The 12,472-nt window shown below is 70.5% G+C and carries 10 protein-coding genes and 1 pseudogene; 6 read left to right on the forward strand and 5 right to left on the reverse strand.

Going from position 1 to position 12,472, the window contains the following annotated elements:
• Nucleotides 1-98 (reverse strand): annotated as a pseudogene (locus ACFP1K_RS23720) (DNA-binding response regulator); the annotation flags it as partial.
• A 170-nt stretch (nucleotides 99-268) separates the two neighbouring features.
• Here ACFP1K_RS23720 and ACFP1K_RS23725 point away from each other — a divergent pair.
• Both ACFP1K_RS23725 and ACFP1K_RS23730 read left to right on the forward strand, forming a co-directional pair.
• Nucleotides 269-775, forward strand: a complete 507-nt coding sequence (locus tag ACFP1K_RS23725) for a flavodoxin family protein (protein WP_380756983.1) — start codon at nucleotides 269-271, stop codon at nucleotides 773-775.
• Between the two features lie 130 nt (nucleotides 776-905).
• On the forward strand, nucleotides 906-1,373 hold the full coding sequence (locus ACFP1K_RS23730; RefSeq protein WP_380756985.1) for a CBS domain-containing protein: 468 nt from the start codon (nucleotides 906-908) through the stop codon (nucleotides 1,371-1,373).
• A 221-nt stretch (nucleotides 1,374-1,594) separates the two neighbouring features.
• Here ACFP1K_RS23730 and pflA read toward each other — a convergent pair whose 3' ends face one another.
• The 4 genes from pflA to ACFP1K_RS23750 form a co-directional block, all read right to left on the reverse strand.
• The gene (pflA, locus tag ACFP1K_RS23735; protein ID WP_380756987.1) at nucleotides 1,595-2,386 is read right to left on the reverse strand and encodes a pyruvate formate-lyase-activating protein; all 792 of its coding nucleotides are present in this window, start codon (nucleotides 2,384-2,386) and stop codon (nucleotides 1,595-1,597) included.
• The gene (pflB, locus tag ACFP1K_RS23740) at nucleotides 2,383-4,644 is read right to left on the reverse strand and encodes a formate C-acetyltransferase (RefSeq protein WP_380756989.1); all 2,262 of its coding nucleotides are present in this window, start codon (nucleotides 4,642-4,644) and stop codon (nucleotides 2,383-2,385) included. Before pflB ends, pflA begins: the two co-directional genes overlap by 4 nt.
• Before the next feature lie 187 nt (nucleotides 4,645-4,831).
• Entirely contained in the window at nucleotides 4,832-7,420 is a 2,589-nt protein-coding gene (locus ACFP1K_RS23745; protein ID WP_380756992.1) for a bifunctional acetate--CoA ligase family protein/GNAT family N-acetyltransferase, read from the reverse strand.
• Complete coding sequence (locus ACFP1K_RS23750; protein ID WP_380756994.1) at nucleotides 7,413-8,342, reverse strand: Acg family FMN-binding oxidoreductase; 930 nt, start codon at nucleotides 8,340-8,342, stop codon at nucleotides 7,413-7,415. Before ACFP1K_RS23750 ends, ACFP1K_RS23745 begins: the two co-directional genes overlap by 8 nt.
• A gap of 478 nt (nucleotides 8,343-8,820) precedes the next feature.
• On the opposite strand from ACFP1K_RS23750, the gene ACFP1K_RS23755 reads away from it, so the two are divergent.
• The 4 genes from ACFP1K_RS23755 to ACFP1K_RS23770 all read left to right on the forward strand — a co-directional run bounded on the left by ACFP1K_RS23755 (nucleotide 8,821) and on the right by ACFP1K_RS23770 (nucleotide 12,314).
• Nucleotides 8,821-9,378 carry a hypothetical protein gene (locus tag ACFP1K_RS23755; protein WP_380756996.1) on the forward strand — a complete coding sequence of 186 codons (558 nt, stop codon included), beginning with the start codon at nucleotides 8,821-8,823 and terminating at the stop codon, nucleotides 9,376-9,378.
• A gap of 144 nt (nucleotides 9,379-9,522) precedes the next feature.
• On the forward strand, nucleotides 9,523-10,293 hold the full coding sequence (locus tag ACFP1K_RS23760) for an arsenate reductase/protein-tyrosine-phosphatase family protein (RefSeq protein WP_380756998.1): 771 nt from the start codon (nucleotides 9,523-9,525) through the stop codon (nucleotides 10,291-10,293).
• Nucleotides 10,290-10,673: a VOC family protein gene (locus ACFP1K_RS23765; protein ID WP_380757000.1), complete on the forward strand. Its 384-nt coding sequence runs from the start codon at nucleotides 10,290-10,292 to the stop codon at nucleotides 10,671-10,673. Before ACFP1K_RS23760 ends, ACFP1K_RS23765 begins: the two co-directional genes overlap by 4 nt.
• A 171-nt stretch (nucleotides 10,674-10,844) precedes the next feature.
• Nucleotides 10,845-12,314 carry a cellulase family glycosylhydrolase gene (locus ACFP1K_RS23770; protein ID WP_380757002.1) on the forward strand — a complete coding sequence of 490 codons (1,470 nt, stop codon included), beginning with the start codon at nucleotides 10,845-10,847 and terminating at the stop codon, nucleotides 12,312-12,314.
• Nucleotides 12,315-12,472: the final 158 nt, after the last annotated feature.

The raw sequence follows: 12,472 nt of genomic DNA on the forward strand, positions 1-12,472 counted from the left end.
GCCATGACCGCGTCGAACAGCGCGTCGTCGTCGGCGTAGGAGGTGAGCATCAGGCACGCCAGCTCCGGCAGCCGCGACCGCACCTCACGGCACACCTGGTGGGGACAAAGGTCCCCGGCAATAGCGCACCGCCGGCCCCACGCTGGAAGGGCGAGGTCGAAGGTCCGTGCCATCGGGGAGCTTCGGCCCTGGGGACGCCCGGCCGGCACGGCGAGACTTGAAGCCCTCGAACGAGGTGATTCCACTCATTGAGAGGAGATGAGCGCTGATGCGTGCGCTCGTCGTGTACGAATCGATGTTCGGCAACACCAAGAAGATCGCCGAAGAGGTCGCCCGCGGGCTGATGAGCCGCATGCCCGTCGAAGTCCTGGAGGTCGGCAGCGCCCCCCACGAGCTGCCCGATGACGTGACCCTGCTGGTCGTGGGCGGGCCCACGCACGTCCTCGGCATGTCGCGCGCGAGTACACGCAAGTCCGCCGAGGATCAGGCCGAGGGCGGACTCGTCTCCCACGGCGAGGGGATACGCGAGTGGCTCGAAACCCTGCGGGTGAACGCCCCCATCGCGGCCACCGCCTTCGACACCAAGATCCGTTCCCACTTCTCCGGCTCCGCCGCCAAGGGTGCGTACAAGGCGCTCCGACGGCACCGTCTACACGTCGCCGGACGGCCGATGAGCTTCTACGTCACCGGCAACAAGGGCCCGCTCGAGGAGAGCGAGTCGCTGCGCGCCCACCAGTGGGGCGAGTCACTCGCCGACACGATGGCGACAGCGTGACGAGAGACCCTTCGCACGTGCGGACCCGACCTCGGTCCGAAGGTCCCCGGCCCCGGTGACCTTCGGCCACGGTGTGCTGCATAGTGCGCACTGCCCTGTCGCCATCGTGCGCCCCCGGAAAGGAGGAGCGATGATCACGTATACCGCCGCCGAGGTGATGAGCGGAGTGGTCGTCACGGTCACCCCGGACGAGTCCCCGCTCATGGCGTGGGAGCTGATGCGGCGCGCGGGCGTCCATCACATCCCGGTCGTCGACGAGGAGCGCCGGTTGCACGGCATCCTCGCCGTGCACGACCTCGCGATGGGCTGGCCGGGCACGCTGGCCGGCCTCGCGGAGCGGGAGGTCCGCGACTTCCTGAAGGCGAGCAGGCTGCCCCGCGTCCTGCGGGAGAAGCCTCTCGACGAGGTGGCGGCCGTCATGCTCGACGCGGACCGGGACGCGGTGCCCGTCGTAGACGATCACGGGCACACGGTCGGCATCATCACGACGTCAGACATCCTCAAGGCGGTCGCCGGCCGGATCCTCCCCGCCCGGACCAACGGTGAGATTCACACGGCCATGTTCCACCTCCACCCCGTGCTCCCCACCCCCGCCTGAACACCGAGGCCGGAGGACCCCGGTCGAGGGTCCTCCGGCCTCGATGAACGCCGCATGATGTCCTTCGCTTCGGTGCGCGTGGTTCCCCTCCTCGTCACGTGGTGGCCGGCAGCGTCGCGCGGCCTGGTGCCGAAAGGAGAAGAACTCGGCCTCCCGTGGCAGCCGTCGAATGTTCTGCTGCGATTCGCTGAGGGTCTCGCGTCCTCGTATCAAGGTCGTGGTCAGATGCTGGGAACCTCGTGCGCGGCGAACTGGGCGTGGACGCGGGCGAGGAGTTCCGGTGTGGGGGGCTTGACGTCGGCCAGGGGGAAGGTCAGGGCGAGGCGCTGGTACTTCTCCGTGGCCATTCGGTGGAAGGGGAGCACGTCGACGTGTTCGACGTTGCCGAGCTCCGACACGAACCGGGCCAGGGCGTCCACCTGTTCCGGGGCGTCGGTCAGTCCGGGGACCAGGACGAAGCGGATCCATGTCGTCGTGCCGAGGTCGGACAGGCGGCGGGCGAAACGCAGCGTCGGTCCGAGGTCGCCGCCCGTGAGGTCGCGGTACGCCTCCGGATCGGCGGACTTGATGTCCAGCAGGACGAGGTCCGTGTCGGCCAGGAGGGCGTCCGAGGCGCGGTCGCCGAGAGAGCCGGAGGTGTCCAGCGCGGTGTGCAGGCCGAGGTCACGGCATCGGCGCAGCAGCTCCCCGGTGAAGCGAGGCTGGAGGAGGGGTTCGCCGCCGCTGATCGTGACGCCGCCGCCGGCGACCTCGATGAAGCGGCGGTACTTGTGGACCTCGGCCATCACCTGGTCCACCGTCACCCGGCGGCCGTCGCGCACCCGCCACGTCTCGGGGTTCTGGCAGTACAGGCAGCGCAGCGGGCAGCCGCAGGTGAACACCACCAGGCGGGTCCCCGGGCCGTCGACGCCGACGGACAGGTCCCACGTGCTGATCACTCCGGTGCCGGCCGGGGTCGGCGGCGGGCGGAGTTCGCCCGCCGCCTCGGCCAGGGTGATCTTCCTGGTGTTCACAGTGATCCGTGGAAGGTGCGGTCGACCACGTCCTGCTGTTGCGGGCGGGTCAGCCGGGTGAAGTTCACGGCGTAGCCGGACACGCGGATCGTGAGGTCGGGGTATTCGTCGGGGTGGTCCATGGCGTCCAGCAGGACGTCGCGGGTCAGCACGTTGACGTTCATGTGGAAGCCGCCGGCGTCCATGAATCCGTCGAGCACGCCGGCGAGGTTCCCGATCCTCTCGTCCTGGGTGCGGCCGAGGCCTTCGGGGGTGATCGTGTTGGTCAGTGAGATGCCGTCCCCGGCCTCCGCGTAGGGCAGTTTGGCCACGGAAAGTGCTGAGGCGATCATGCCGTGCGCGTCGCGGCCGTTCATCGGGTTGGCGCCGGGGGCGAACGGCTCCCCGGTGCGGCGGCCGTCGGGGGTGTTGCCGGTGTGCAGGCCGTAGACGACGTTGGAGGTGATGGTCAGGACCGACTGGGTGTGCTCGGCGTTCCGGTACGCGGGGTGCTCGCGGAGTTTGGCCATGAACGTGCGGACCAGGCCGGTGGCGATGGAGTCCACGCGGTCGTCGTTGTTGCCGAATGCCGGGTAGTCGCCTTCGGCGACGTAGTCGACGGCCAGCCCGCTGGGGTCGCGGATGACGCGCACGCGGGTGTGCTTGATGGCCGAGAGGCTGTCGGCGGCGACCGACAGGCCGGCGATCCCGCAGGCCAGGGTGCGCTTCACCGGGTGGTCGTGCAGCGCCATCTCGATGCGTTCGTAGGCGTACTTGTCGTGCATGTAGTGGATGACGTTGAGCGCGCCGACGTAGGTGCGTGCCAGCCAGTCCATCATCTGGTCGAACGCGGGGGCGACCTCGTCGTAGGAGAGGTAGTCGCCGGTGATGGGCGGGGTGGCGGGGCCGATCTGCTCGCCGGTCATCTCGTCGCGGCCGCCGTTGATGGCGTACAGCAGTGTTTTGGCCAGGTTGACCCGTGCGCCGAAGAACTGCATCTGCTTGCCGACCGGGGCGGCCGACACGCAGCAGGCGATCGCGGTGTCGTCGCCGGTGACGGGGCGCATGAGGTCGTCGTTCTCGTACTGGATGGCGCTCGTCTGGATCGACAGCCCGGCGCAGAACCGTTTGAAGGCCTCGGGCAGCCGCGGCGACCAGAGCACCGTCAGGTTCGGCTCGGGCGCGGGGCCGAGGTTTCGCAGCGTCTGCAGGTAGCGGAAGCTGGTCCGGGTGACCAGTGTGCGGCCGTCCTGGCCGATTCCGCCGATCGCCTCGGTCACCCATGTCGGGTCGCCGGAGAACAGCCGGTCGTACTCGGGGGTGCGCAGGAACCTCACGATCCGCAGCTTGATCACGAAGTCGTCGATCAGTTCCTGGGCCAGTTCCTCGGTGAGCAGGCCCTCGTCCAGGTCGCGCCGGAGGTAGACGTCCAGGAAGGTGGAGGTGCGGCCCAGCGACATCGCGGCGCCGTTCTGCTCCTTCACGGCCGCCAGGTAGGCGAAGTACAGCCACTGGATCGCCTCGCGCGCGGTCGCGGCCGGGCGGGAGATGTCGTGGCCGTAGGACGCGGCCATCTGCCGCAGTTCCTTCAGGGCCCGGATCTGCTCGGCCAGTTCCTCGCGGTCGCGGATCACGGTGTCGAGGGAGAACTCGCTGTCCAGGCTGTGCAGTTCGTCCTGTTTGGCATCGATGAGACGGTCGACGCCGTACAGCGCGACCCGGCGGTAGTCGCCGATGATGCGTCCCCGGCCGTAGGCGTCGGGCAGGCCGGTGACGATCCCCGAGCGGCGCGCGGCGCGGATCTGGGGGGTGTAGGCGTCGAAGACGCCGTCGTTGTGCGTCTTGCGGTACTTGGTGAAGATCTCCACCACGCGCGGGTCGAGCTGGTGACCGTAGGCGGCCAGCCCGTTCTCCACCATCCGCAGCCCGCCCTGCGGCATGATCGCCCTCTTGAGCGGCGCGTCGGTCTGCAGGCCGACGATCAGCTCACGCTCCCGGTCGATATAGCCGGGCCCGTGCGCGGTGATCGAGGACGGCGTGGCGGCGTCCACGTCGTACACACCCCGCCGCCGCTCCTCCGGCAGCAGTTCGGCGATCTTCCCCCAGACCGCCCGGGTCCGCTCGGTCGGCCCGCTCAGGAAGCTCTCGTCACCCTCGTACGGCGTGTAGTTGTCCTGGATGAACGCCCGCACGTCGATGCCCGCGCGCCACGTCGTCCCATGGAAGCCATGCCAGGCGATGACCGGGGCGAAGTGCTCCCGGTCCACGGTGACCGTCATCGGAAACCTCCTCGTATCGGGCTCTGGTTCCACGTTCGCCTGACACGGCCGGGATCTCATCGAGCGGAGGTCCCCGATCAGGGGGACGAAGGTCCCCCGGCAGGAAAGCCGCTTGACGTCGTGCTCCTCCATGAGCCGGCGCTCCGCTGACGGTGTTCACTGTGGTGCGCATGACGCTTCCTTCTTTTCAGCGAAGCCGGCGGGTGTAGGGCGAGGGCAGGTGCGCGCCGGGCGCCACGCGGATGCGGGCGTCCACCGCGACGGCGCCTTCGGGGGTGACGATCACGGGGTTGAGGTCGAGTTCGGCCACCTCGGGCAGGGCGGCCATCAGGTGGCCCACCTGGGTGAGAAGGCCGGCGAGGGCCGCGGTGTCGGTCTTGCCGCGGCCTCGGTAGCCGTACAGCAGGGGAGAGCAGCGCAGGTCGGCGATCATCTCGGCGGCCGTCTCCAGCGTGATCGGGGGCATCCGGAACGAACGGTCGGCGATGAGGTCGGCGGCGACGCCACCCATGCCGATCATGACCAGCGGCCCGAACGACGGGTAGTTGACGCCGCCCACGATGATCTCCACGCCTTCGGTGGCCATGGGCTGCACGATCGCGCCGGTCATGGCGGTGCCGATCGAGGCCGCCATCTCCCGGTAGGCCTCCCGCACCTCCACGGGGCCGCGCAGGCCGAGCCGGACCCCGCCGATGTCGCTCTTGTGGACGGGGCCGGTCACCTTGAGGGCCACGGGGCCACCGAGTGCGGCGGCCGCCTCGGCGGCCGACTCGGCGTCGTGCACCGTCGCCGACGCCAGGACGGGCACGTCGAAGTGCCGCAGCAGGCGCTCGGTCACGTCGGGGGCGAGCCACCCCTCGGAGCCCTGGATGATCTCGCGGGCGGCGCGATCGCCGAGGACGGGAGCGGACGTCTCCGGAGCCGTGCGGCGCCACTCGGCGTAGGCCGCGGCGCGGGCGAGGGCGTGGACGGCCTGCTCGGGGTAGGCGTAGCCGGGGACGTGGCCGTCGATGAGCCCGTCTTGGCCCATGACGCAGGCCAGGACGGGTTTGGTGGCGTTGCGTGCGGCTTGGGCGATGGCGGTCTTGGTGGCGTCGGCGCCGGAGCCGAACGGGGGTGTGTAGACGACGAGTACCGCGTCGATCTCCGGTTCGGTCAGTGCGTTCTGGATGGCCAGGCCGATGTCCGCGGCGTGGGCGTCGGCGGTGAGGTCGACGGGGTTGCGCAGCGACGCGGCGGGGATGCGGCCGGCCAGTTCGGGGTCGGGGGTGAGTTCGGGGACGATCAGGCCGTTGCGTTCGCAGGCGTCGGCGGTCATGGCCTGGGGGCCGCCGGAGTTGCCGACGATGGCGACCCGGCGTCCGGCCGGTAGTGGCTGGGTGGACATGAGACGGGCGGTGTCGATGAGGTCGCGGATGGTGTCGAGCCGGATCACTCCGGCGGCGTGGACCAGGGCGTCGACCGCGATGTCGGGGGTGGCCGCGGCGGCGGTGTGGGAGCGGACGGCGCGGTCCCCGGCGTCGGAGCGGCCGCTCTTGACGAGCAGGATGGGCTTGCGGCGGCCGGCCCGGGCGGCGATCCTGGCGAACTTCCTGGGGTTGCCGAATGATTCGAGGTACAGGGCGATCACCGTGGTGGCGTCGTCGTCCTCCCAGTACTCCAGCAGGTCGTTGCCGCTGACGTCGGCCTTGTTACCCACCGAGACGAACCAGGAGACCGCCAGCCGGTCCAGCAGTGCCGCGCCGACGGCCCCCGACTGGGAGAGCACCGCGACACCGCCCTGCTGGGGGGTGTGCGGCAGGAAGCTCGCGTTGAGGTGCGCCGCGGTGTTCACGATGCCCAGGCAGTTGGGGCCGATCAGGCGCATGCCGGCCGACCGGCAGATGCCCAGCAACTCTCCCTCGGCACCCTTGCCGGCGCTTTCCGCGAAACCGGCCGACAAGACGACCAGGCCTTTGACCCCGGCCGCCGCGCACTGACGCGCGACGCCGGGCACGGCCCCGGCGGGCACGGCGATCACCGCCAGGTCGACCGGCACCGGTACCGCCGTCACGTCCGGGTAGGCGGGTAGCCCGGCGATCGCCGCCGCCTTGGGGTTGACCGGGTGGATCGAGCCGGGGAAACCGCCGTCGAGGAGGTTGCGCACCACTTTGTGCCCGATGCCCGCGGGGTCGCGTCCGGCGCCGATCACCGCGACCGACGCGGGGGTCAGCAGCGGGGCCAGTGAGGCGCGTCCGGCCTGGTGGTCGCGGGCGGCGACGTTGGCCAGCATGCGGGCACCGGGGGTCAGGTTCACCCGGACGTCGGCCTCGGCGCCGTCGTAGCGGATCTGGACGTCCAGCCCGACGTCGCGCAGCAGGCGGAGCATCGGGGTGTTGCGGACGAGCACCTGGGCCACGAGCGTGCCGAAGCCTTCGGCGGCGGCGTGGGCCGCCAGGTGTTCCAGCAGCAGCGTGCCGAGGCCGTCGCCCTGGACCTCATCGTCGATCAGGACCGCCATGTCGGCGGTGCCGTCGCCGCAGGGGATGTACTCGGCGATGCCGGCCGCCCGCCCGCCGAGCGTCGCCACCAGCACGCGGCCGGGGTGGCCGGGAGCGGTGACGCGTTCCATGTAGGCGTGCGCCGTCGCGCGTCCCCCGGCGAAGAACCGCAGGTAGGCCGATAGTTCGGAGGTGCGGTCGACCAGTTGGTGCAGGGCGGTGAGGTCGGTGGGGGCCAGGGGGCGTACGTGGGCGATGGCGCCGTCGCGTAGCAGTACGTCGCACTCGTCAAGCATGGTGGATCTCCAGTTCGGCGGCGGGACGGCGTGGTGCCCGCGGGACGGCCGGCCCGTGGCCGAGCCTGATGATCATTTGTGGGTGGCCGCGGCGGTGCCGCGGATCGGTACGCCCGCGCATGTCCCGCAGGTCCAGTGCCTGGTTGAGGAACGACGCCGACAACCCGTGCACGGTCGCGGTCAGCAGCACCCGCTGGAGTGCCTGCCCGGCGCGCAGCCAGTCGGCGGGCCGGTCGCCCGCCGTGGTGAGGACGGCGAACTGCGGTCGCGGCTCGAACCCCGCACTGCGCTCCCGTGCGCCAAAGCGCCGCGTCAACGGCGGGTCCCCCGCAGGTGCCGGGCCGCGGACGAACGCGGGCAGGCCCCATCGGGCCAGCTCGGCCAGGTACAGGGGGTCCAGGGCCAGCTGGTCCTCGGCCATGGCGGCGTACTCCAGCATGTCGGTGACGGCCTGCCCGTCCAGCGGGACCAGGCAAGCACCCTCCCGGCTAGCCGCGATCCGCAGCTCGGCCAGCACCCCGGGGGCGATCGGTGCCGCGTCGTAGGGTTCCCGGTTGGTCCGGCGCACCGGGATCGCCTCGTACAGGCGGTGCCCCCCCGGCCCGGGTGGCCCGGCTTCGGTCATGAACACCATGGCCAGCGGCCCGGGGCCCGGGTGGGAACGCGGCGCGACCAGCGGGCGGTATCCCGCCTGCCGGATCGCCAGGCGAAGGTTGAACAACGCCGCGCCACAGCTGACGGTCAGGGAACGGCCGCGCGGGTCGCTCACCGTGAGCCGCCGCCCCGGATCGGCGTACAACTCGACCGACTCCCGCCGGACGAAACGTAACGACCACGGCTGGGTGTTCTGAACCGACGGCGCCTGCCCGGCCGCGACGAGCAACCGCCTGACCCCGAGCCCGCCGCACAGCGGAGCGATCATGGCACGCCTCCCTCACACGCTCTGCCGCCAGACTCCCGCCAACCCACCTGGCCGGGGGAGAGCCGGACGACCCGCCACCGAGGGACTTAGGTCCGCGGCCTGCCGCTCGTCGTGGCCGGCCTCCAGACCGCCTGGTGCCACGCGAGGAACCCCTCCTACCTGCGGCTTACCCGCTTCCGGGGGAGCCGTTCCCGATCGGCTTCGCGATGGGTGCGGTGACGGGCATCGTGCGGGAGGGCCGGTTCGCGATGAACCGGAGTCCCGCGAGAACAGGAAAGCCCGTCGCCTGGACACCGGGACGACGGGCTTTCGTTCAGCGTGTCCGCTCGCGCGAGCGCGATCCAGGGCCGAAGGTCCCACGCAGGACGGGCCTTGCGGATCCTCGGCCCGAGCCTTACAGCTCTAAGGCGGAGCGCGCGAAGAGAGTGTCATAGGGGGTGAAAGCAACGACAAAGAATCACCGGAAAGGGGCCCTACGATGGCTGCCACCGAAAGACGTCGCGCCGTCCACACCTCCCACGCCCCAGGTTCGCTCACGCCGTCGGCCGGGTCCCGCACGGTGGACTACGTCTGGGCCGTGGCACGCATCGCGATCGGCTGGACCTTCCTGTGGGCCTTCCTCGACAAGGTCTTCGGCTGGGGTTTCGCGACCCCGTCCGCCAAGGCATGGATCAACGGTGGCAGCCCCACCACCGGTTTCCTCAAGGGCACCGGTGAGAACGCGCTCGGCGGGTTCTTCTCCGGCCTGGCCGGCCAGGTCTGGGTCGACTGGCTGTTCATGCTCGGCCTGCTCGGCATCGGCGCGGCCCTCATCCTCGGCGCCGGGCTGCGGATCGCCGCCGTGGCGGGCACCGCGCTGCTGGTGCTGATGTGGGCGGCCGAGCTGCCCCTGCCCAACAACCCCTTCATGGACGAGCACCTGATCTACGCCGTCGTCCTGATCGGCCTCGCGCTGGCCTCCGCCGGCGACACCCTGGGCATCGGCACCTGGTGGTCGCGCACCACGATCGTCCAGAGGTACCCGATCCTCAAGTAGCGATCATGCATCATCCCCCGTTCCAGGACGCCCATCCATCCGGATGGGCGTCCTTCGTGTCCGCTGGCCGCAGCTCGCGTAGGACTCCACATCAAGCCGCGCGCGGACAGATCCATCAAATGGATTTGATGTATTCTGCCGGTCATGATGCCCCCGGTTCGGACGGCCCCGGCGTTCGTACGGATGGCCGCTCACCCGCTGCGGTGGCGGATGATGACCGAGCTGGCCGTGAGCGACTACCGGGTCCGCGAGCTCGTCGAACTGCTCGGTCAGCCGCAGAATCTGGTCTCCTACCATCTGCGGCTGCTGCGTGGGAGCGGGCTGGTCACCGCCCGCCGGAGCAGCTTCGACGCCCGCGACCACTATCACCACCTCGACCTGGAACGCTGCGCGGACGCGCTGGCCGGCGCCGGTGCCGCCCTGCACCCGGGGCTGCGCCTCGATCTCACCCCGCCACCTGCCGCGATCGCGGAATCCCCGGCCCGGTCAAGCGTGCTGTTCGCGTGCACGGGCAACAGCGCCCGCTCTCCCATCGCCGAGGCCCTGCTGCGCCACCGCGCCGGCGGGCGCGTGGAGGTGGCCAGCGCCGGTAGTCACCCGGCACCGCGCACGCATCCCAACGCCGTGCGGGCGTTGCGTGAGCACTACGGCATCGACATCGCCGGCCGGCGGCCGCGGCATCTGGACACCGTGGCCCGCCACCGTTTCGATCACCGGATCAGCCTGTGCGACAGGGTCCGTGAGGTCCGCCCCGAGTTCGGAGACCGGCCGCGGCCGATCCACTGGAGCATCGCCGACCCGGCCGCCACCGACGACGTCGACCAGTTCAGGCACCTGGCGGCGGAGATCGACACCCGTATCCGCTACCTGCTGCCCGTCCTCACCCACGCCACGAAACCGGAGGCTCAACCGTGACAGCACCCGACGAGCTCGCCGCCGTCCGCTACGTCGTCGACGACGTGGCCGCCGCCGTCCACTTCTACACAACCCACCTCGGCTTCGGCGTACGCAATGATTTCGCCCCCGCCTTCGCCGACGTGGTCCGCGGCCCGCTACGGCTGCTGCTGTCCGGCCCGGCGAGCTCCGGCGCCCGTGCCACCCCCGAGGACTCCGCCGCGCCGGGCCGCAACCGCATCCATCTCATCGTCGACGACCTCGACACCGAGATCGCCCGGCTGCGCACCGCCGGGCTGTCCTTCCGCGGCGACGTCATCGCGGGCCCCGGCGGCCGACAGATCCTGCTCACCGACCCGGCCGGCAACCTCGTCGAGCTTTTTGAATCGGCTCCACGCTGACTCCGGAGGTCAATGCCGGAAGGGCCGGGCCACCGCCTCGCGCCGGGATCGGCGCGTTCACCTTGCCGCGGTTTTGGGTCTTGTGTCAGATGGCGGGTCAACCTACGCTCCTAGCCTAGTTAGGAAACCTTCCTAATCATTGCGGCACCGCCCGGAGAATGGGAGTCGTCAGTGAAGCGAAGTGCAGGTGCGAGGATCGCCGCGGTCGTGGCCGCGTTGGTGCTGTCTTTACTCGTGCCGTTCCTGGTGCCGCAGGGAGCGGTCGCGGCCGGCTCGGGTGCGGTGGCGGCCGATCCGCTCGTGTCGGGCGGCAAGGCGGTGACGGCCTCGTCGGTCGAGGCGTCCGGCCTGGAGGCGGCCAAGGCGGTCGACGGGAGCGCGACCACCCGGTGGGCCAGCGCGGAGGGTGTGGACCCGCAGTGGATCCGGGTGGACCTCGGTTCCGCGCACACCGTCTCCCGGGTCCGCCTGACCTGGGAGGCCGCCTACGCCACCGCGTACCGGGTGCAGACCTCGCCCGACGGGTCCGCCTGGACCGACGTCCACTCCACCTCGACCGGCGACGGCGGCACCGACGACCTCACGGTGAGCGGCGCCGGCCGGTACGTGCGGGTGTACGGCACGCGGCGCGGCACGCAGTACGGCTACTCCCTGTGGGAGCTGGAGGTCTTCGGGGTGCCCACGGGCGGGGGAGGCGGCGGGGGCACGCCCGTCGCGGCCAACGGCCAGCTGCGGGTGTGCGGCATCAAGCTCTGCAACAAGAACGGCAAGCAGATCCAGCTCCGCGGCATGAGCAGCCACGGGATCCAGTGGTACAACCAGTGCCTGAACGCCGCCTCGCTCGACGCGCTGGCCGGCGACTGGAAGGCCGACGTCCTGCGCATCTCCATGTACATCCAGGAGGACGGCTACGAGACCAACCCCCGGCTGTTCACCGACCGGGTGCACTCCCTGATCGACATGGCCACCGCCCGCGGCATGTACGCGATCGTGGACTGGCACATGCTCGACCCCGGCGACCCGAACTTCAACCTCGCCCGGGCCAGGACGTTCTTCACCGAGATCGCGCAGCGGCACAACGCCAAGGAGAACGTGCTCTACGAGATCGCCAACGAGCCGAACGGCGACTCCGTCACCTGGCCGGTCATCCGTAACTACGCCAACCAGCTCGTCCCGGTGATCCGGCAGTACGACGCGGACGCGCCGATCCTGGTCGGCACCCCCGCGTGGTCGTCGCTCGGCGTCTCCGGCCCCGGCGACCAGACCGACACCATCCGCGCCAACCCGGTCACCGGCACGAACATCATGTACACCTTCCACTTCTACGCCGCCTCGCACGGCACCCAGTACCTCAACACGCTGTCCCGGGCGGCCGACCTGCTGCCGATCTTCGTCACCGAGTTCGGCACCCAGACCGCCTCCGGCGACGGGGCGAACAACTTCTCCAGGTCGCAGCAGTACCTCGACCTGCTCGCGCAGAAGAAGATCAGCTGGGTGAATTGGAACTTCTCCGACGACTTCCGGACGGGGGCCGTCTTCACCACGGGGACCTGCCCGAACGGCTCGTTCGCCGGGACCGGCAGGCTCAAGGAGGCCGGTGTCTGGGTCCGCGACCGGATCCGCACCGCCGACGACTTCTGAGCCGCCTTAGGCGGGGGCGCGTCCCGGTGCGGAGACACGCCCCCCGCCGTTAGTCAGGAGTCCTTCCCAACTCGGCGGGACGCGCGTCGGCATCTCCCCGGTCACGAGTTGATGTCGCCTCTTGACCAGCCTGAGGTGAGCTTTTATGGTCCGTTCAA

Source organism: Sphaerisporangium aureirubrum (genome assembly GCF_042658925.1).
GTDB classification, from domain to species: Bacteria; Actinomycetota; Actinomycetes; order Streptosporangiales; family Streptosporangiaceae; genus Sphaerisporangium; species Sphaerisporangium aureirubrum.